Below are 20,390 nucleotides of genomic sequence, written 5' to 3'. Positions count from 1 at the left end.
CCGAGGAAGAGACATGAAGCTGACTGAGGCTCAGAAGTACTTTCTCGTCTATTGGGGCTTGCCGTTATTGATCGGGGTTGTCGTGACCCTGCCGCTGGCAATCGTCGTAATTGGGATCGGGTTCTATGGATAGAGCAGAGCTTATTGAGCGGCTGGAAAAGCTAACCGGGCCGGATCGGGAAGTTGATTTGCTTCTCGGTGAACTCTGGCCGGACCCACGACCTTTCACGCTATCTCTTCAACAGCAGCGCGGCAGGAAGCCGCCAGTGCCCGCCTTCACGGACAGCACGGATGCGATGCTGGCACTCATTGGGGTCTATTTTCCGCTGAGGCTGGGCGCTTGGAACTATACCATGGCTGCGGCCCACGGATCGTTCAGCATTATCCCCAACGATCCGGGCAGCTATGGCGTCAACGACCCTCGTTGCGGACATGCGCACGGTGCGCCATCCATTCCGATTGCAATGGCTATGGCTTTCGTCTCCGCCCTGCTTCGTTCAGATAAGGAGGCGGGGTGATGGATGCCGTCATTTCCGATTGCGGGAAATATCGCTACCGCTTGGAGCGGACGGTCGATGAGATGTTCGGCGGGCCGGTGTTTGCATTCTTCGGCATCAATCCATCGACTGCCGACGCATCCATTGACGATGCGACAGTGCGCAAGTGGCGCGGTTTCGTATCGCGGTGGCGGGGCTCGCGCTTCATCGTCGGCAACGTATTCGCCTTTCGCGCCACCGATGTGAAGGAACTCGCCAGAACGCCAGACCCGATTGGCCGTCTGAACAACGACCACATCAAACAGATCATCGCGGACGCTTCGGTCCTGATTCCTTGCTGGGGCAATACATCGAAGGTTCCTGGCGAGTTGCGTCACCATTTCCGGTGGATGGCCCACACGATCGCCGAAGCCGGCAAGCCGGTACGCGCCTTCGGCTATTCGAAAGCCGGCGATCCGCTTCATCCTCTGATGCTGGGGTACGATACACCGCTTGTCGATTGGCCCCGCCCCACCCCACAGGAGAAAGACCTGTGACGCGCGACGTGGATAGCGGGGACATGTGATGATGAGCCGCCCGCGCACCTTTACAAAGGCCGAGATCATGGACGCTGCTAGAGCGGCAGCGGAAACCGGCCTATGTTCTAAGCTCGACGTACATGGGTGCATTGTCTTTTCATCCGGCAACGAGCCGGTGAGCCGCCCCTACCCTGCCGTCCCATTTCCGGCACCGGGCAATTCACGGGTCTATTTCCTCCAAAGTGGGTTCTTCATCAAAATCGGCGTGGCCGTCAACGTTCGGCGACGGCATGGAGATATTCAGGGGGCAAACCCAGCACAAGTCCGGCTTATTCACCATATTCCGGGCGGAGGTCGGGAAGAAAAAGTCCTCCATGCCCGCTTCGATATCCATCATCACAGCCGCGAATGGTTTCTCTTGCGGGGCAGTCTTCTCGACTTCCTCGACAGAGAAACTGGGTGGGCGGCGGCTTCATGACAGGACGTTCGCTCGACATAACTCAGCGCCAGGTGACAGCTCTCTGCAAAGGTGCTGCGAAGGCGGGCTATGTGGCCGAAGTCAAGATCGGCAATATCGTTGTCCGTCTAATCCCCGAAGATCGCCCACAAGGTACCGAGCGAGTTGACGCCAAGGAGGATATCGATCTGTGATCGACCTCATGCCGCGCAAACTCCCGCCCTTTGTCCAGCGAGAACGCACCCGCCACGGGAAAGTGGTGTTCTATTTCCGGCGCGGAACAGGGAAACGGACGCGGCTGCCGACGATTACCGACCCAGCGTTTCAACCGGCCTACGAGGCAGCCTTGCGCGGCGCACAGCCGAAGCCCGCCTACAGGCTATCCCCGCCGCAGTCACTGCGATGGCTGATCGAGCGCTATATGGAAAGCGCCGACTGGCGCTCCCTTTCGTCGGCGACGAGGCGTCAGCGCAGCCATATCTTCGTGCAATCCATCGATACCAGCAAAAACGTAGCGTTTGCGGAGATCGCGTCCAGCACCATAGAGCGCGCCATGGACAAGCGGGCAGAGACTCCGGCGCAGGCCAACAACTTCTTGAAAGCCATGCGCGGGCTATTTGCGTGGGCACTGCGAAACAATCATGTCGCGGTCGATCCAACCGTGGGAGTGAAGCGCATCCGCTATCGATCAACCGGATTTGCACAGTGGAGCATGAGCGATGTCGAGAAATTCCGGGCGTGTCATTCGGTAGGCTCCCGCGCTCGCCTCGCCATGGAACTACTGCTTCATACCGGGTTGCGCAGGTCCGATATCGTTCTCGTTGGCCGGCAGCATTTGCGCGGTGACATCCTGTCAGTCCGAACCTACAAGACCGGAACGCAAGTTACGCTGCGTCTTGCCCCGTGGCTGCTCGATTTGATCGAACAGACCGCTACGGGCGACATGCACTTTCTGGTGAGCGATAGCGGAGCGCCCTACACCGTGGAGAGCTTCGGCAACTGGTTCCGTGATAGATGCCGAGATGCCAAGGTGCAAAAGTCCGCGCACGGGTTGCGCAAGCTCGCGGCGACCATTGCTGCCGACGCCGGCGCCACGGCTCACGACCTGATGTCCATGTTCGGATGGGTGAACATCAAGGAGGCAGAATTGTACACCAAGGGTGCCGATCGAGCGCGACTTGGAATTGCTGCTTCGGAACGAATTGCAAACGCCATTCCCCGCACCGATATCCCGCCTTCCCCGCACCGTGTGAGAAAACAATAGGTTACGAGGCTTCTGGTGCCCCCTGCCGGGATCGAACCGGCACGGCCAAAGGCCGAGGGATTTTAAGTCCCTTGCGTCTACCAATTCCGCCAAGGGGGCACGGGGCAGAAGCGTTACGGGAGGCGGAGCGCCCGATCAAGCACCGAAGGCTTTGGCGGCCATGCGGCGGATGAATGCCTCGGCCCTGTCGCCTTCCGAATAATGCGGCATGTGGCCGGCGCCCTCGAGAACCTCGAGATCGAGACCGGCCACCTTGCCCTCCAGCCAGGCGCCGTTCTCCTTGAAATTCACCACGCGATCCGCCGTGCCGAAGAACACGCCGACCGGCATTTTCAGTTCGCCGTAGCGGGTCTCCTGCGTTTTCATCGTTTCGGCCACCGCGACGAAATCGGTTGATGAGGCATAGAAGTGGCTCGGGCGCAGCAGCGATAGCGCGCCGCCGGCGATCGCGTAATCTTCCGGCGGCTGCTGCGGTCCGAACACGAAATCCAGCGTCTGCGGCCCGTATTTGATCGCGTTCGGCGTCGACACCGTATAGGCGATCAGCCAACGGAACAGCGGCGAGCGGATGTTGAGCGCGGCGAATTCGGGCGCAACATTTTCATAATAACGCGTCAGCGGCGCGATCAGCGCGAGACCGGAGACCTTTTCCGCATGGTCGAGCGCCAGCGCCAGTGCAATCGCGCCGCCCAGCGAATGACCGACGATGAGCGGCCGTTCGAGTTCCAGCTCCTCGATCAGCCTTGCGATGAATGCCGCCTGCTCGGCCGGCGTCACCGGCCCGCCGCGGCGGCGGGTCGAATAGCCGGATCCCGGCCGGTCGATGGCGACCAGACGAAAGTCAGCGCCAAGCCGGTCGAACAGAGGGTAGCTGAAATGGAACTGCGTGCCGCCCATGCCGTGAATGAACAGGATCGGGCGGCCCTCGCCGCGCTCCACATAATGAATGCGGTTGCCGTCGACGGTGAAGAATTTGCCCGGTGGCGGAACGAGCGTTTCGGCGCGGCGTGCGACCCTGCGCGTGACATGGGCGTGATAGCCGGCCACCAGCAGTACGAGCAGCACAAGACCGGTCAGGATAACTGAAAACCACTCGCCCATGCGAAACTCCTGCCCGGTCATGCTCCCGCCGCCCGGACAATCCGGCGGTATTATTCGGCCGGCGGGCGGACGTCCTGACGCACCTCGGGCGTTCCGCCGACAAGGCTGCGCCAGAACTTCACTTTGAAGAACGGGCTTTCGCGGGTGAATGTGCGGTCGGGGAAAAAATGATACCAGCGGTAGCCCATATCGGCATATTGACGCCCGACCTTGGCGCGCGCTTCGCCGCCCAGCGCTTCGTTCGCGGCCCAATAAAGCACGGTGCGCTGGCACCATGACGGCTTGTAGCGCACGATGTGCCGGTCAAGCGCGGAGGGGTCGAATGCCAGTCTGGCAACCACGCGGCGGTAATCGCGCGTGCGCGCCGTGATATCGAAAATCAGTATCAGAATACCGGCCACGGCGGCGGCGCGCAGCACCAATGGCACCGGCAGGCTGGCTACCGTAAGTGACGTCGCAAAAAGCGCCATTGGCGGCCAGATGGCCAGCAGCGATGAAATCATACGTCTTCCAACCCGTCGGAATTCTGCCCTGTGAGTCACCGGCATAGTACAGGCAGCCGCCCGCTCCAAGATTGCGCGGGCAAAAAAGTCGCTCCAGACTTAATTTTCCAAAGGCGCGGGCGGTCCCCGACCGGAAGCGCAGAGCGATGCAGGCACGTTGCGCCGGCCGTGCGGGAGCGCTAATTGGCATTACCCGCCGCCGGAGTACATCCATGAAGAAAAATGTCACCGCCGCCATGATCGTCATAGGCGACGAGATCCTGTCCGGCCGCACCAAGGACCTCAATACCGGCCATCTGGCCGACATCATGACGGCGATCGGCATCGATCTGACAGAGGTCCGCATCGTCGCCGACGACGAACCTGCCATCGTTGCTGCCGTCAATGCGCTGCGCAGCGCCTACACATATGTCTTCACCACCGGCGGCATCGGCCCCACGCATGACGACATCACCGCCGACGCGGTGTCGCGCGCATTCGGCGTCGAATGCCGCTACGACGAGCGCGCCTATGCCATGCTCGAGGCCTTCTACGCCAAACGCGAAATCGAGTTCACAGACGCGCGCAAACGCATGGCGCGCATGCCCGCAGGCGCCGAACATATCGAAAATCCAATCTCGCTGGCGCCGGGGTTCCGGATCGAAAACGTCCATGTGATGGCCGGTGTGCCGACGATTTTTCAGGCGATGCTGGACAATGTGGTCCCCACCCTGACAACCGGCACGAAGCTGTTGTCGGAGAGCGTGCACTGCCCCTATGGCGAAGGCGTGATCGGCGAGTTGCTGGCGGCAATCCAGAAGGAACATCCCGAAACGATCATCGGTTCCTACCCGAAATACCGCGACGGTTCGTTCTGGACCGAGCTTGTCGTGCGGGCCCGCGACCCGCAAAGGCTGGCGGCCGCCAAGCAGGCGATCGAGACTATGGTGGCTGGTCTCGAGGGCTCCAAAGGCATGTGAGCCACGGTTTGATCGCGGTCAAGGTCGCGCCACAAGGCCAGCCTAGAATGGGCATGCCACAGGAGGGCATCATGAGCATCAAGACCATTGGCGCAGTCGTCTACAACACAACCGATGCCGCTCGCACGCTGAAGACGGCATTCGATCTTGCCATACGCAACGATGCCCACCTCATCGGGCTCCACAGCGAATACGCTCCCGTCCCGTCTGTCAGTCCCATGGGCACGCCGGATGCGGGACTTATCCAGACCGAAATCGAAATGGGGCGGCAGCGCTCCGCCGAACTCGGAAAAATCTTCGACGAGATGGCGCGGCGGCAATCGGTGTCGGCCGAATGGCGCGCCGTCTCCGGTTATGCCGCGAATGAAGAAAGTGCGGTGCGCATCGCACGCGCCTGCGACCTTATCATGGTACAGCAGCACGACCCCGACGACGCAGCGCCGCGCACGCCAGGTATAGAAACGCTGCTGTTCGAGTGCGGACGGCCGGTTCTGGTTATCCCGTACGCGGTGGATGTGGACCCTGCATTCCGGCGCGTCCTCGTGGCGTGGAACGGTACCGAACAGTCGGCCCGCGCCACTTTCGACGCCCTGCCCTTCATACTGGCCGCGGAAAGTACCGACATTCTGTGTGTCGACCCGCGCGGGGCCGACGACAAGGACATTTCCGTCTCCGGTGCGGATATCGCAGAAGCGCTGGCGCGCCACGGCGCCAAGGTGACGATCTCGGGCCAGCACAGCGGCGGCCTGCCTGCCGGCGCCTTCATCGAAAATGCGCTTGCTGAAAACCGTGCCGACCTGCTCGTCATGGGTGCATTCAGCCAGCACTGGCTGAAGCAGTTCTTCTTCGGCGGCGCGACACGCACGCTGCTCGAATCGATGCCGACCGCGACGCTGATGTCGCGCTGAGACTGGTCCAACCGGCACGGTCCGCTGATAATTGCGGGCCGGCCAGCGATCACCTAGACAGGACGAAGCCGGACCTCCGCAGGAGCCCGGCAGGAGCGCTGCCTTTTCCGTCCGCGCGGGCGCCAAGGCCTGCGATGGAGGCAAATGCATGGCTGGAATTGCCGTACTCGCGGTCGCTTATGTGCTGTCGCAGTTCTATCGATCCTTCCTTGCGGTTCTGACCCCTGCCCTTACCGCGGATCTCGGCGCGACCAAGGCCGAGCTCTCCTTTGCCTCCGGCGTTTGGTTCATCGTATTCGCGCTCATGCAATTTGCCGTTGGCGTATGCCTCGACAGGTTCGGCCCGCGGCGCACGGCGGCCACGCTGCTTGCGCTCGGCGGCGGGGGCGGTGCGATGCTGTTTGCCGTGGCGGATTCGCCGGCCACGATCAGCATAGCAATGGGGCTGATCGGCGCCGGCTGTTCGCCCGTGCTGATGGCGCCGCTGTTCATCTTCGCCAAAACCTTCTCGCCGGCGCGCTTTGCGGTGCTGACATCGTGGTTCGTGGCAATCGGATCGCTCGGCAATGTCGTCGGTGCAACGCCCATGGCAGCGGCCGCCGAAGCGTTCGGCTGGCGCGAGGTGATGGTCGGTCTCGGGATCGTGACGCTGCTGGTTGCAGCGGCAATCCAAATCATCGTGCGCGACCCGCCTCAGGACGAATCCGGCGCCGGGGCCGGCATGTCAGGTTATCTGGAGCTGCTGCGCATGAAGGTGTTGTGGCCGATCATCCCGCTGATGGCGATCAACTACGCGCCGCCGGCAGGCATTCGCGGTCTGTGGGCCGGACCGTACCTTACGGAAGTCTACGGGCTCGATGCGCTGGCGATTGGCAACGTTACGCTGTTCATGGCGCTGGGTATGGTCGCAGGCAGCTTTCTCTACGGACCTCTCGATACCATGTTCGGGACCCGCAAATGGGTCGCGGCAGGCGGCAACGTCATCTCGCTCGGCGCGGTGATCTGTCTTGCGGCGTTCCCGCTCGCAGGCGTGCCGGTGGCAACCGTTCTGCTCGTGGTGATCGGCGTCGTGGGCATGGGTTACGGCATGATCATGGCGCATGCGCGGGCGTTCTTTCCGCCGCACCTCACCGGGCGCGGCGTCACGCTGATGAATTTTTTCTCCATCGGCGGTGTCGGCGCCATGCAGTTCGCCACTGGAGGGGTGGTGGAAAACGCGACCGTGCCGGGCGATCCGGCGGCCGCTTATGTGGCGCTGTTCGGCTTCTACGCGCTGCTGCTTGCAGGGTCTCTTGTGATCTATCTGTTTTCGCGCGACTCGGCGCCTGACCGCTTGCCTTTGCCCGACAAACCCGCATAAAGCCTGGGGCCTGTCGATATTGCAGCAACGGACGCCATCAATGTCACTGCCCGAAAAAGCCTTCCCCGTATCGTGGGATCAGTTTCACCGCGACGCACGCGCGCTGGCCTGGCGGCTTGCTGGCACCAATGGCCGCGAATGGCGCGCAATCGTGTGCATCACGCGCGGCGGGCTTGTGCCAGCGGCCATCATTGCGCGGGAGCTGGGCGTGCGGCTAATCGAGACGGTCTGCGTTGCCTCCTATCACGACTATACCGAGCAGGGCGAACTCAAGGTGCTGAAGGAAATCGCGCCCGCTCTGACGGAAAATGACGGCGAAGGCGTACTTATCGTCGATGACCTCACGGACACCGGCAAGACTGCCGCAATCGTAAGGGCGATGATGCCCAAGGCCCACTTCGCGACCGTTTATGCCAAACCCAAGGGGCGGCCGCTCGTCGACACCTTCGTCACCGAGGTTTCCCAGGACACCTGGATCTACTTTCCCTGGGATATGGGCTTTTCGTACCAGAAGCCGATCGCCGAGGATCATCAGGGCTAAGTCGCCACTTTTCCCCAGCCGGCAGTCATTGTCACACATTGGCGCGCCGAATCGCCTACGGCCTTGGCGCGGGCGGATGTCCGCGATGCCTGGACAGGCAGGCGCAAGCTCTGAATTGCATCGTCATGGCCAGTGATTCTGCCCGGATACTTTCCCGGGTTGAAGCAGGAATTCACACTCTTGCCGGATTTTTAACTTTATAAACAATATGCTAGTCTTCAAATAAGTAAGCTGGCAAACGACCTGAAAGGACCACAGGTACCACCATGTTGCTCTCACATTCGACAAAGCTGCGAATGTTCGACCGTATCCGGATGCTGTTCGGGGGTGCGCCGTGCTCCGCACAGGCGGCTGCGCTCGTGTGGCGCCCAAGGAGCGGCGGTGGCATCGAGGTCCTGCTGGTCACCAGCCGCGATACCGGGCGCTGGGTACTGCCGAAGGGTTGGCCGGAGCGCGGTGAGGAACTGTGGTTCACGGCCGAGCGCGAGGCCATGGAAGAAGCCGGCGTATCGGGCACAATCGCTCGAGAGCCCTGCGGAAGCTATTATTACGGCAAAGGCCTCGCCCAAGGCATGCGGCTTCCCTGCGAGGTTCAGGTGTTTGCTCTCGAAGCCAGCGCAATTGCAAAAAACTGGCCCGAGAAGCGGCAGCGCAAGCGCGTCTGGTACGAACCCGCCGAAGCCGCTGCGCTGGTGCGGGAACCCGATCTGGGCGAATTGATCGGCTCGTTTGCCGATAATCCACGACTATTGGCCGCCTGACCGCCCGATTCGCGGCTTCGGCCTTGCTGCACAACCGCTGATTTTCTATTGCCGGCTTATGGTCGTCGGTACGCGGCAGCGTTGACGGCAAATGTTTTCTCACCCTGAAGCCGGACGATCATGCCCGACACACGCAAGGCAACTCTCGACAAGGACCTGGAAAAGCTCGTTCGGATCGAACAAGCGACCAATGTCGTTGCGCGCGGCCTGGTGGCGCCGGGTTTCGGACTGCTTTTCCTTGCGCTTACCGCGGTCGTCACTGCGTTCTACGTTTCGGGCGAACCTGGAGCAGTGACGATCGTCGCCGCAGCGGCTATCGGCGCTTACATGGCGCTGAATATCGGCGCCAACGACGTTGCCAACAATGTCGGCCCGGCGGTCGGCGCTCGGGCTCTGACACTCGTGGGCGCCTTGGCGATTGCTGCGGTGTTCGAGGCAGCCGGTGCGCTGATTGCAGGCGGCGATGTTGTCGACACCATCTCCAAAGGCATCATCGACGTTGACGCCGTTGCAAGTCCCTCGTCGTTTGTACGGCTGATGCTAGCCGCCCTGCTCTCGTCTGCGGTATGGATCAATATCGCGACGTGGGTCGGCGCGCCGGTTTCAACCACACATTCGGTGGTCGGCGGTGTGCTTGGGGCGGGTATTGCGGCGGCCGGCTTTGCCGCCGTCGACTGGGCGGTGATGAGCGCCATCGCCGCCAGCTGGGTGATTTCTCCGCTGCTTGGCGGTGTGATTGCCGCCGCGTTTCTGGCCTTCATCAAATCGGCGATCATTTATCAGGACGACAAGATCGGCGCTGCCCGGCGCTGGCTGCCGCCGCTGATTGCCGTCATGGCCGGTACCTTCGCCTCCTATCTGGCCCTGAAGGGCCTGAAGAAGGTGATCCATCTGGATGCGATTTCGATCATCTTTATCGGCTGTGCGAGCGCGCTCGTGGTTTGGAGCATTGCCAGCGGGCATGTCAGGCGGGTTTCGGAGGGCATGGAAAACCGCAACCAGTCGCTGCGGCGGCTGTTCCGCGGTCCGCTGATTTTTTCAGCCGCACTCCTGTCCTTCGCACACGGCGCCAACGACGTCGCCAACGCAGTGGGCCCACTTGCGGCGATTGTCTCGACCGTCCAGCAAGGCAATGTCGCGACCGAGGTCGGGATCCCCCTGTGGGTCATGGTCATCGGCGCGCTGGGCATCTCGATCGGACTGGTGCTCTTCGGCCCGCGGCTGATCCGCATGGTCGGCGAACAGATCACTCGCCTCAACCCGATGCGCGCCTTCTGCGTCGCGCTCTCGGCGGCGATCACAGTCATCGTCGCATCGTGGCTCGGCCTGCCGGTCAGCTCCACGCATGTCGCGGTCGGCGCGGTGTTCGGCGTCGGGTTCTTCCGCGAGTGGTACACGGCGAATTCGAAACGCCGGCGCCGCTACCTTGAACGCAAGGCCGCCAATGGCCGCGCCAGCCGCAAGGCCCGAGACAGAGAAGACAGCGACGAACCGGACGAAACGGCCTCCGACGAGTTGCTGTCGGGCGTGGAGGTCATGCGCCGGCGCCTGGTGCGGCGCGCGCATGTCACCACCATCGTCACCGCCTGGGTGACGACAGTACCGGCGTCGGCCCTGCTCTCGGCGCTGATCTTCTACGCGCTGGCGATCGCCTATTAGGCCGCATTCGGCAGCGCGAGCCTGTCCCGCCTGGCCGGCACGGCCGTTTCCACCACCTCTTTTTGCCGGACCCCGGCAGTGGACAATGCGGCGATTTCAGGCCTCCCGGTCCCCGCAATCCACATTCTTGGCCCACAATATGTTGGGGGTCACAATTCTTCCAAAAACGACTCCTTGACGACCGGAACCGAGTCGCCTTTTATGGGTCATGCGCCGCTTTGGCGAGCGTGGCCGGCATGTCAGGTCGCCGGTCTGTGATTTCCTGGAACTGCATGCGTTCTGGCGGACCAAACCCGTGTATCTGCGGGCGTTCGCATGCGATTTCCTGCGCGTATTTTCGGCGTGCCGCGTCTTTGTTCTCACTGGCGTAAACGGGCTGTTAATACTATATTTAGTGTTTGCTACCACGCTTGGCGCTAGATAGTGTGAGGCTCTCTCGAAAGAGAGAATCACCGGAACAAGGTGGACTGATACGCCCCGAGTGGCACGAGGGGCGCGGATCACGCTGCGGCGCGACCCGCGTCGATGCCGGAATTTTCGGGGCTGTCGAGGGCCGGACGGAGACCATCCCGACGGCAAATTGATGCGGGCTAGCGCCCACCGGGCAGCCAGGCGTGGCACCTTGTGGAAAAGCGCTATATCTTGGGGGTAAGGACTTAGAACATGCGCATTGAACGCCGCTTCACCAAGGAAGGTCAGTCAGCTTATGCGGACATCGCGTTCCGCAAGGCGACGAGCGAAATCAAGAACCCGGATGGCTCCATTGTCTTCCGGCTGGCCGACATCGACGTGCCGGCGCAGTTCAGTCAGGTGGCGAGCGATATCCTTGCGCAGAAATATTTCCGCAAGGCGGGCGTGCCGGCGCGGCTGAAAAAGGTCGAGGAAAATTCCGTCCCCTCCTTCCTTTGGCGCTCGGTTGCGGATGAAGAGGCGCTGGCCGAACTTCCCGAAGACAAACGCTACGGCTCCGAAACCGATGCGCGGCAGGTTTTCACCCGGCTCGCCGGCACCTGGACCTATTGGGGCTGGAAGGGCGGCTATTTCGACGGCGAAGACGACGCGCAGGCGTTCATGGACGAGCTTTGCTACATGCTCGCCACGCAGCGCGTCGCGCCGAACTCACCGCAATGGTTCAATACCGGCCTGCACTGGGCCTATGGCATCGACGGACCCGGCCAGGGCCATCATTATGTCGACCCCTTCACCGGCAAGCTGACCAAGTCCAAATCCGCTTACGAGCACCCGCAGCCGCATGCCTGCTTCATCCAGTCGGTGGGCGACGACCTCGTCAACGAGGGCGGCATCATGGATCTGTGGGTGCGTGAGGCGCGGCTGTTCAAATACGGTTCGGGCACCGGCTCCAACTTCTCGCATCTGCGCGGCGAAGGCGAAAAGCTGTCGGGCGGCGGCAAGTCGTCGGGCCTGATGAGCTTCCTGAAGATCGGCGACCGGGCAGCCGGCGCCATCAAGTCGGGCGGCACCACTCGCCGCGCCGCCAAGATGGTGGTGGTCGACATCGACCATCCCGACATCGAGCAATATGTCGACTGGAAGGTGAACGAGGAGCAGAAGGTTGCCTCGCTCGTTGCCGGCTCCAAGATCGTGCGCCAGCACCTCGCGGCAATCATGAAGGCCTGCGTCAACTGCGACGGCCCCGGCGAAGATTGCTACGACCCGGCCAAGAACCCGGCGCTGAAGCGCGAGATCAAGGCGGCGAAGAAGAACTTCGTGCCCGAGAACTACGTCAAGCGCGTCATCCAGTTCGCGCGCCAGGGTTACAAGCAGATCGAGTTCAAGACCTACGACACCGACTGGGATTCGGAGGCCTATCTCACCGTTTCGGGCCAGAACTCCAACAATTCGGTATCGCTGAAGGACGACTTTCTGCGGGCGGTCGAGAACGGCGAAGACTGGAATCTCATCAACCGCATAGACGGCAAGGTTGCGAAAACGCTTCCGGCGCGGGAGCTGTGGGAAAAGATCGGCCATGCGGCCTGGGCTTCCGCCGATCCGGGGCTTCATTTCAACACCACCATGAACGACTGGCACACCTCGCCGGCCGCCGGTCCCATCCGCGCGTCGAACCCGTGCTCGGAGTACATGTTCCTCGATGACACGGCCTGCAACCTCGCCTCGATCAACCTTCTGACCTACCGGCTGAAGAACGGCGATATCGACATCGCGGCCTATGAACACACCGTGCGGCTGTGGACCATCGTGCTCGAAATCTCCGTCATGATGGCGCAGTTCCCGAGCCGCGAGATTGCGCGCCTCTCCTACGCCTACCGCACGCTCGGTCTCGGCTACGCCAATATCGGCGGGCTCTTGATGACGTCGGGCATTCCCTACGATTCCGACGAGGGCCGTGCCATCTGCGCCAGCCTCACCGCGATCATGACCGGTGTTGCCTATGCCACGTCGGCCGAGATGGCGTCCGAACTCGGCGCCTTCCCTGAATTCGAGCCCAACCGCGAGGCGATGCTGCGCGTCATGCGTAACCACCGCCGCGCCGCACACGGCCAGTCGGAAGGTTATGAGGCGCTTTCGGTCAATCCGGTGCCGATCGAGGCGCAGCACGTGCCGCAGGCGGCGCTCATCACTCACGCGCGGAATGCGTGGGACCGGGCGCTCGAGCTCGGCGAAAAGCACGGCTATCGCAACGCCCAGGCGACCGTGATCGCGCCCACCGGCACGATCGGCCTGGTCATGGATTGCGACACCACCGGCATCGAGCCCGACTTCGCGCTGGTGAAGTTCAAGAAGCTCGCCGGCGGCGGCTACTTCAAGATCATCAACCGCGCCGTGCCCGAAGCGCTGCGCACGCTGGGTTATTCGGAAGCCGAGATCGCCGAGATCGAGGCCTACGCGGTCGGCCACGGCAATCTGAACCAGGCGCCGGGCGTCAATCCGTCGACGCTGAAGGCCAAGGGTTTCACCGACGAGACGATCGAGACGCTGAATGCGGCGCTCAAATCCGCCTTCGACATCAAGTTCGTCTTCAACAAGTGGACGCTGGGCGAAGCCTTCTGCAAGGAGGTGCTCGGCCTCACCGACGACCAGCTCAACGACCTCTCCTTCGAGATGCTGCCGACACTCGGCTTCACCAAAAAGGAAGTCGAGGCGGCCAACATCCATGTCTGCGGTGCGATGACGCTGGAAGGCGCGCCGCATCTGAAGGACGAGCATCTCGCCGTCTTCGACTGCGCCAATCCGTGCGGCAAGATCGGCAAACGGTATCTCTCGGTCGAAAGCCACATCCGCATGATGGCGGCCGCACAACCCTTCATTTCGGGTGCGATCTCCAAGACCATCAACATGCCCAACGACGCCACGGTGGACGACTGCAAGTCGGCATACATGCTGTCGTGGAAGCTGGCGCTCAAGGCCAACGCGCTTTACCGCGACGGCTCCAAGCTTTCGCAGCCGCTCAATGCCTCGCTGCTCGCCGATGACGACGAAGATGAGGACGATCTGGTGGAAGAGCTGGTCGCGGCACCGACCGCGGCACAGGCCGCCGCCGTCACCGAGCGCATCGTTGAACGCGTGATCGAGCGCGTGGTGCGCGAACAGGAAAAGCTGCCCTCGCGCCGCAAGGGTTACACCCAGAAGGCGAAGATCGGCGGCAACACCATCTTCCTGCGCACCGGCGAATATGATGACGGCCGCCTCGGCGAGATCTTCATCGACATGAACAAGGAAGGCGCAACACTGCGCGCCCTGCTCAACAATTTCGCCATCGCGATTTCGCTCGGCCTGCAATATGGCGTGCCGCTTGAGGAATATGTCCACGCCTTCACCTTCACCAAGTTCGAACCGGCGGGCATGGTCCAGGGCAACGACGCCATCAAGTCGGCGACGTCGATCCTCGACTATATCTTCCGCGAACTGGCGATCTCCTATCTGGGCCGTCACGACCTGGCGCATGTCGACCAGTCGGACTTCTCCTCCACCCCGCTCGGCAAGGGCGTGTCGGAAGGCCGCTCGCAGGCCGTCTCGCACGGGCTGACCCGCGGTCACCAGCTGAAGGTGGTTTCCGGCACACATGGCGAGACGCGCGGCGAGAGCCGCCCGGCAGCGCCGGCCGGCAACGCCCCTGCCCGCTCGGCACCCACCGCGCGCTCCGGCGCTTCGGTCACGGCGCTGAAACCGGCAGTCGTTGCCGAACTCCAGGAAGAGGCCACCGCCTTCAAGCGCGAATATGAGGAGCGCGCGAAGGAGCTGGCGGAGGAAATCGCGCTCGACGAGGAGCGCGAAGGCACCGCCGACATGTTCACCGACGACGCCGGCAAGCAGGCCGCCGAGGCCAAGGCGATCGAAGCCGAGCGCCGGCAGAAGGCGGTGATGCAGGGCTATACGGGCGACATGTGCTCGGAGTGCTCGAACTTCACCATGGTGCGCAACGGCACCTGCCTGAAGTGCGACACGTGTGGGTCAACGAGCGGGTGCTCGTGACCGTCTAGCGGAGCATCACCGGAAACATAAAACCCTCGGCCCGGTCATATGACCGGGCCGAATTGCGCACAGTTAATATCGTGCATCCGTTGACAACGTCGCCGGCAAAGAAACACGATCATGAAAATTGTGATTCGGGGCGCGGATGGCACACGATACATACTTCAAATTTATGAGTTTCGGACCACACACACGACTGTCTATGTACATGCTCCTAAAGCATAAGTCGCTTTTCTTTGCTTACAAGAACGTCCTAAACGATCCGACAGACTGCAGCCCGTTCTTCTATGTGGAGCTCAAGGACAATCAGCTTGAGTCTCATATTCGGGAAATTGCAGAGGATAACGAAAACGAATCTGCTGATGTGATCCAAGACGCGATTCAGATAATCGAGTTGTTTGAGCAAAAGAAGGGCAAGGCTCCGGAAACCAAAAGCGCGCAACTAAGGCGCCGTTCAAGGTTTTTTCGATTCGGCTACTTTCCAACTGACGATCCGATTGAAATTGCCAAGGCATTCATTTCTCATCATATGCGCCTGCAAGTTGACGAAGCCCGAATATTCTCGATGTCTAAGAGAGTGGATGAGCCTCGGCTCTGGGCGCACTATTCGAGCAGCCACAGCGGGTTTTGCTTAGAATTAGATGGCCTATCGGATAGACCACGTGGCGTTATTTTGGATCGTGTCGACTATACAACAAGGCGACCGCGCATTTCTGTGGCTGATATTAAGGGAATGAGATCAAACGAAAAAACCCGGTCAGAAATCTATAGCAGGATGTTCTTTCAGAAAAGTACCGGATGGGACTATGAAGACGAACAACGATTGGTACTGCCTCGCCTTGATCAAAGCGAGGATATACCGGTATTACGCTTTCCCGAAGGACACTATATTCCGTTTAAGAAACTAAAGATAAAGTCGATATACTTTGGAATGAACTGCAGCACTGATAATATTGATATGGTTCGGAACCTAACAAGCCAATTCTTAAAACAAAAACCATCTCTGAAATTTGCCGTTCAAAGTGAAGATAATTATGAGATTCGCTTTGAGGATATCGATCATCTTTATGTTTGAGAGGCGTGTTAAATATTAGTCCAATAAAATATTGCCAGCGGCCTTTACCAGACAGTAGTACCTTACGGTCGAAACTCTGTCCATTCGAGCGGAGCTTGGCCGATAGTACAACACCAGCGAATAGCCGAGCACACCTCCACTTTCGTCATCCTAGGGCGGAGCCGAGCGGAGCGAAGGTGCAGCCCCCCCGGAATCCGGTGCTAATGGTCGGCCTCGTGGCGGCACCCAACGCGCGTCATCCCGGAAGGCTGAAAGCCTGTCCGGGATCCATTCCGTGACTCTGGCGAAAATCGCGACCGCTACGGAATGGATCCCGGCTCGCGGTCGCTGAGCTCCCTTGGCCGGGATGACGGTCTAGCGTGGTGCATCCTCACCACCCCATTCCGCCATAGAGTTCCCGCCAGTCGGGGTTCATTTCCTCGATGAGCCGCACCTTCCAGGCTCGGCGCCAGCGCTTGATGCGTTTCTCTTCCATGATCACCAGTCCGATATCCTCGTACACACGGTACCAGACCAACCGCACGGCGCCATAACGTGCGCTGAAACCCTTGCTCAGCCGTTCCTTATGCTCATGAACACGCCGACCGAGATCGGCGGTCACGCCGGTGTAGAGCGTGCCGTCCTTCTTTGAAGCGAGGATGTATACGTAGCCCGACATTTACTTGCGAGGTTAGCGCGGACGGCGACGTTCCGGAATTGATCCCGGCCCTCGCTACGCTCGACCGGGATGACGGCATCAAACCATGGGCGGGGCTACCACCCCATTCCGCCATAGAGCTCCCGCCAGTCGGGATTCATCTCCTCGATCAGCCGCACCTTCCAGGCTCGGCGCCAGCGCTTGATGCGTTTCTCTTCCACGATCGCGAGTCCAATATCCTCGTACTCACGGTACCAGACCAATCGCTCGGCGCCATAACGTGCGCTGAAGCCTTTGCTGAGTCGCTCTTTATGCTCGTGAACTCGCCAGCCGAGATCGGCAGTCACGCCGCGGTGTAGAGCGTGCCGTCCTGCTTTGAGGCGAGGATGTAGACGTAGCCGGACATTGATTTGCAAGGTTAGCGCCGGCTGCGATGTTCCGGAATGGATCCCGGACAGCCTGCGGCTTCCGGGATGACGCACTGTGGTTGTGGCTCCGGCTGATCTCAGACGCAGCGTGGACAAATCTCGACCGCGCCGCCCCACCAACCCCTTGACCCTGCTCACCATTCGCTACTCGCCATTCACTCATTCATCCCACACCTCTCCACCTCCCTTACCATCGCCAGTGCAAATACCGANACACCTCTCCACCTCCCTTACCATCGCCAGTGCAAATACCGATGCGCGGGAAACGGGTGTGCACTCCGAGCATCCGAGCAGCGGTCGGTGCCGGATCGCACGGACCTCGAGAGTCCGTGTGGGTGATGAGCCCCCAGCTCCGGGCCCACGGGTAGCTGTGTCTTCGCCTCTTGATTGAGTGGCGAGCCCGGCGTCTTCAAGAAGATCGAAGGCGCACTGAATGGCAACATCCCGGCGCGAATGCCGGGTGACCTCCAAGGAGGTACTCGGGGCAAGAACACCGGACGGGCGGCCTTTTGGTCGCGCGTAACATACAGATGAGCGACCGAACGGCCGCCCGTCTCCCCACCTCGCGGTGGGTGTTCTTTGACAATGGCCAGACCGGCAGCGGGGCGTGGCGATGAATAAGCTTGGGGGGGCGTTGGCGCCGGGCGACGAACCTCCCTACAGCCGCCGCAGCAGGTCGCGGGCCTTGTCGAGATCGCCTTTCAGTTCGTCGAGCAATTGCTGCAATTCGGCCTTCACCAATGGGGCGATTTCGTAGCCCGTGGCACTTTCGGAAAAGCCCGGCAGACTACCGTTGGCCACGCCCAGAACTTCAAGCGCCGTGGTGTAGCGGCCAATGGGAATGCGGTTCTCGCCGCGCTCGTATTTTCCGTATTGTTGAGTGGAAACGCCGATCTTTGCAGCCATCTCGGCCTGGGATAAACTTTGCGCCTTGCGCATACGGGCAAGTTCCCGTCCTCTTTGCTTATCCCCTTCGTCAGGCTTACGAGATGTTGTCATGGCTTACCTTGGGCTGCATGCTCAGGTAGCCACGATCAGTGATTGCAAACAACGCATTCAAAGTTGTAATTCGTATGCAACTTCGGCTGGTATGAAATGCTTAGGTAGTATTTGCAAAGGCCGAACGTGGGCGCAATGTTGCTGTTGCGCGCAGCCGTTCGACTGCTGCCGACTTTGCCCGAAAAGAAGCCGGCAGCATAAACCCCACAACTGATTCGCAGCTCTATTCGGCTGCGATCTTGTCCTGCGTCCGGGTCTCGAAGTCGCTGGCGTCGTGACGCTCGCGCAGTTGCCCCGAGGGTTCGCCCGTCGCCCGGTTGACCATGCGTCCGCGCTTCACCGGCTCGCGCGCGTAAAGCTGATCGGCCCAGCGCAAGACGTTCTTGTATTCGTGAACAGCAAGGAACTCGGCGGCGTCGTAGGCCCAACCCTTCACCAGCCCGCCATACCAGGGAAAGATCGCCATGTCGGCGATTGTGTAGTCGCTGCCGGCGACGAACTCATGTGCGGCAAGCTGCCGGTCGAGCACGTCGAGCTGGCGTTTCACTTCCATCGCGTAGCGGTTGATCGGATATTCGAACTTGGCCGGCGCATAAGCAAAAAAGTGACCGAAGCCACCGCCTAGGAAGGGTGCGGAGCCCATCTGCCAGAACAGCCAGGAGAGCGTCTCGGCGCGGGCCGCGGTCTCCGCCGGCAGGAAGGCGCCGAACTTTTCGGCCAGATGCACGAGGATTGCACCGGACTCGAAAACGCGGATCGGCTTATCGCCGCTGCGGTCGACAAGGGCCGGGATTTTCGAATTCGGATTGATCTCAACAAAGCCTGAGCCGAACTGGTCGCCCTCGCCGATGTTGATCAGCCAGGCATCGTATTCGGCGCCTTTGTGGCCGGCGGCCAACAGCTCTTCCAGCATGATGGTCACTTTAACGCCGTTGGGTGTGCCGAGCGAATAGAGCTGGAAAGGATGTTTGCCGACCGGCAGATCCTTGTCGTGCGTGGCACCGGCGATCGGCCGGTTGATGTTGGAGAACTGACCACCGCTGGCCTTGTCCCAGGTCCAGACATTCGGTGGTGTGTATTCATCGGCCATGATCGTGTGCCTTCCCTGCTGATCCTTGTTTCGTCCGAACATGGGGCCTGGTGCCCGCGCCAACAAGGCAAGCCCGTTCTCCGAAGATTCCCAGCTGTGGAAAATAGTTGCTATTGCGCCGGATGCGCCTTCAACAAGGCGTGAACGGGGCGGCCGCCGCTCAGCCGCTCACATTGCCCAGCCAACGGCGCCACGTGGTTTCGTCGCCGTGGAAGACGTTGAGGTCGATCTTGCCGTCGACGCCGCCCGAAAGGCCCGAACCCGAATACTGCCAGAACACCCAGTCGCGGCCGGGATAGACCCGAGAGGGATGCTCGGCCACGGCGCGCAGCCAGAACGGATGGTTCGGGAAGGCGCCTTTCAGATTGTCGGCATAAAAGTCGGGGGCGGTGTAAATGACGGGGCGCTGACCGTAATGGCGCTCCAGACGGTCCATGAAGACACGCATCTTGTCGAGCACATCGCTGCGCGGCGGGCGTTTCTTGCAGCTCGACTGATGGTTCCATTCGACGTCGATGACCGGCGGCAGCGCGCCCTTTTCCTTCGGCACATTGCGGATGAACCATTCGGCCTGCGAGGCAGCGGTGCGGCACCAGTAGAAGAAATGGTAGGCACCCCGCTTGATGCCGGCGCGAGCCGCGCCGCGCCAGTTCTCATGGAATTTCGGGTCGAGATGATCGCCGCCATCAGTCGCCTTGATATAGGCGAAGTTCGCCCCGTGGCGACGCAGTTCATTCCAGTCGATGTCACCTTGCCAGCGCGAGACATCGACGCCGTGGACAGCCAGATGCTGTGGCTTTCTCGGGCCGAAGTCGATCGGTTTGGCGTCGCCGAAGCCGTAGCCGAAAATCCGGCCGGTATGCATGGAGGCCGGCCCGCCCGCCGGACGCGGTGCTGCTGCCAGCGCATTGGGGCGGATCGCCGGCACGCCGTCGCCAAGTGCGACACCGATACTGGGACGCTTGACCGAACTCGTGGTCTCGCTCGACGGCGCGGGCACCTGAAGGGCGTCGATTGCCGGGCCCGACGTGCAGGCGGTGAGCACAAGACAAGCGAGCAGATGCAAAGAAGCCAGTGAGAAGCGCATGGAACCCGAACACAAAACCAAACCCGGCAAATACAAGCCGGGCAGTTCGAGTCATGACGCTAAAAAACAAAGAAATATTGAATCATCCGGTTAA

19 protein-coding genes, 1 tRNA gene and 1 pseudogene are annotated in these 20,390 nt (G+C 61.0%); 13 read left to right on the top strand and 8 right to left on the bottom strand.

What is annotated here, in order from left to right; genetic code table 11:
• Positions 1-125 precede the first annotated feature (125 nt).
• From EP165_RS18065 to EP165_RS18050, 5 genes are read left to right on the top strand one after another with little or no spacing between them, the layout of a single operon-like run.
• Positions 126-518 carry a hypothetical protein gene (locus EP165_RS18065; protein ID WP_127524240.1) on the top strand — a complete coding sequence of 131 codons (393 nt, stop codon included), beginning with the start codon at positions 126-128 and terminating at the stop codon, positions 516-518.
• Positions 518-1,033 carry a DUF1643 domain-containing protein gene (locus tag EP165_RS18060; protein WP_127524239.1) on the top strand — a complete coding sequence of 172 codons (516 nt, stop codon included), beginning with the start codon at positions 518-520 and terminating at the stop codon, positions 1,031-1,033. Before EP165_RS18065 ends, EP165_RS18060 begins: the two co-directional genes overlap by 1 nt.
• A 28-nt stretch (positions 1,034-1,061) precedes the next feature.
• Positions 1,062-1,493, top strand: coding sequence for a GIY-YIG nuclease family protein (locus tag EP165_RS18055; protein ID WP_127524238.1), 432 nt, complete (start codon positions 1,062-1,064; stop codon positions 1,491-1,493).
• Positions 1,490-1,666, top strand: coding sequence for a hypothetical protein (locus EP165_RS20455; protein WP_164743087.1), 177 nt, complete (start codon positions 1,490-1,492; stop codon positions 1,664-1,666). Before EP165_RS18055 ends, EP165_RS20455 begins: the two co-directional genes overlap by 4 nt.
• The gene (locus EP165_RS18050) at positions 1,663-2,736 is read left to right on the top strand and encodes a tyrosine-type recombinase/integrase (RefSeq protein WP_127524237.1); all 1,074 of its coding nucleotides are present in this window, start codon (positions 1,663-1,665) and stop codon (positions 2,734-2,736) included. The genes EP165_RS20455 and EP165_RS18050 overlap by 4 nt, the downstream gene beginning before the upstream one ends.
• Positions 2,737-2,749: 13 nt before the next feature.
• On the opposite strand, the gene EP165_RS18045 is transcribed toward EP165_RS18050, so the two are convergent.
• From EP165_RS18045 to EP165_RS18035, 3 genes are all read right to left on the bottom strand, one after another.
• Positions 2,750-2,835, bottom strand: a tRNA-Leu gene (locus EP165_RS18045).
• A gap of 36 nt (positions 2,836-2,871) precedes the next feature.
• The gene (locus EP165_RS18040; RefSeq protein ID WP_245440211.1) at positions 2,872-3,858 is read right to left on the bottom strand and encodes an alpha/beta fold hydrolase; all 987 of its coding nucleotides are present in this window, start codon (positions 3,856-3,858) and stop codon (positions 2,872-2,874) included.
• Between the two features lie 29 nt (positions 3,859-3,887).
• Entirely contained in the window at positions 3,888-4,340 is a 453-nt protein-coding gene (locus EP165_RS18035) for a hypothetical protein (protein WP_127524236.1), read from the bottom strand.
• A gap of 212 nt (positions 4,341-4,552) precedes the next feature.
• On the opposite strand from EP165_RS18035, the gene EP165_RS18030 reads away from it, so the two are divergent.
• The 8 genes from EP165_RS18030 (at position 4,553) to EP165_RS17995 (ending at position 16,055) form a co-directional block, all read left to right on the top strand.
• On the top strand, positions 4,553-5,299 hold the full coding sequence (locus tag EP165_RS18030) for a competence/damage-inducible protein A (protein ID WP_127524235.1): 747 nt from the start codon (positions 4,553-4,555) through the stop codon (positions 5,297-5,299).
• Positions 5,300-5,370: 71 nt separating this feature from the next.
• Positions 5,371-6,207, top strand: coding sequence for a universal stress protein (locus EP165_RS18025; protein ID WP_164743086.1), 837 nt, complete (start codon positions 5,371-5,373; stop codon positions 6,205-6,207).
• 148 nt (positions 6,208-6,355) lie between these two features.
• Complete coding sequence (locus tag EP165_RS18020) at positions 6,356-7,567, top strand: MFS transporter (protein WP_127524233.1); 1,212 nt, start codon at positions 6,356-6,358, stop codon at positions 7,565-7,567.
• A 40-nt stretch (positions 7,568-7,607) separates the two neighbouring features.
• Positions 7,608-8,108 carry a xanthine phosphoribosyltransferase gene (gene gpt / locus EP165_RS18015; RefSeq protein WP_127524232.1) on the top strand — a complete coding sequence of 167 codons (501 nt, stop codon included), beginning with the start codon at positions 7,608-7,610 and terminating at the stop codon, positions 8,106-8,108.
• Positions 8,109-8,374: 266 nt separating this feature from the next.
• Entirely contained in the window at positions 8,375-8,869 is a 495-nt protein-coding gene (locus EP165_RS18010; protein ID WP_127524231.1) for an NUDIX hydrolase, read from the top strand.
• A 120-nt stretch (positions 8,870-8,989) separates the two neighbouring features.
• Positions 8,990-10,528 (top strand): inorganic phosphate transporter, encoded by a 1,539-nt coding sequence (locus tag EP165_RS18005; protein WP_127524230.1) that lies wholly within the window; start codon positions 8,990-8,992, stop codon positions 10,526-10,528.
• A gap of 663 nt (positions 10,529-11,191) precedes the next feature.
• The gene (locus tag EP165_RS18000; RefSeq protein ID WP_127524229.1) at positions 11,192-14,980 is read left to right on the top strand and encodes a vitamin B12-dependent ribonucleotide reductase; all 3,789 of its coding nucleotides are present in this window, start codon (positions 11,192-11,194) and stop codon (positions 14,978-14,980) included.
• Positions 14,981-15,125: 145 nt separating this feature from the next.
• Positions 15,126-16,055 (top strand): DUF2971 domain-containing protein, encoded by a 930-nt coding sequence (locus tag EP165_RS17995; RefSeq protein ID WP_127524228.1) that lies wholly within the window; start codon positions 15,126-15,128, stop codon positions 16,053-16,055.
• A 370-nt stretch (positions 16,056-16,425) separates the two neighbouring features.
• Here EP165_RS17995 and EP165_RS17990 read toward each other — a convergent pair whose 3' ends face one another.
• The 5 genes and pseudogenes from EP165_RS17990 to EP165_RS17970 form a co-directional block, all read right to left on the bottom strand.
• Positions 16,426-16,713 (bottom strand): GIY-YIG nuclease family protein, encoded by a 288-nt coding sequence (locus EP165_RS17990; RefSeq protein WP_127524227.1) that lies wholly within the window; start codon positions 16,711-16,713, stop codon positions 16,426-16,428.
• Positions 16,714-16,808: 95 nt separating this feature from the next.
• A pseudogene (locus tag EP165_RS17985) lies at positions 16,809-17,098 on the bottom strand (GIY-YIG nuclease family protein).
• A 679-nt stretch (positions 17,099-17,777) separates the two neighbouring features.
• Positions 17,778-18,119 carry a helix-turn-helix domain-containing protein gene (locus tag EP165_RS17980; RefSeq protein ID WP_127524226.1) on the bottom strand — a complete coding sequence of 114 codons (342 nt, stop codon included), beginning with the start codon at positions 18,117-18,119 and terminating at the stop codon, positions 17,778-17,780.
• A gap of 223 nt (positions 18,120-18,342) precedes the next feature.
• A complete protein-coding gene (gene yghU, locus EP165_RS17975) occupies positions 18,343-19,209 on the bottom strand; it encodes a glutathione-dependent disulfide-bond oxidoreductase (RefSeq protein WP_127524225.1) in 867 nt (288 codons plus the stop codon).
• Between the two features lie 160 nt (positions 19,210-19,369).
• Positions 19,370-20,296 (bottom strand): glycoside hydrolase family 25 protein, encoded by a 927-nt coding sequence (locus tag EP165_RS17970; protein ID WP_127524224.1) that lies wholly within the window; start codon positions 20,294-20,296, stop codon positions 19,370-19,372.
• Positions 20,297-20,390: the final 94 nt, after the last annotated feature.

This window comes from Mesorhizobium sp. Z1-4 (assembly GCF_004000235.1).
Lineage (GTDB): Bacteria > Pseudomonadota > Alphaproteobacteria > Rhizobiales > Rhizobiaceae > RCIO01.
The sequence above is the reverse complement of the archived record's forward strand: the minus strand, read 5'-3'. Positions and strand labels throughout refer to the sequence as shown.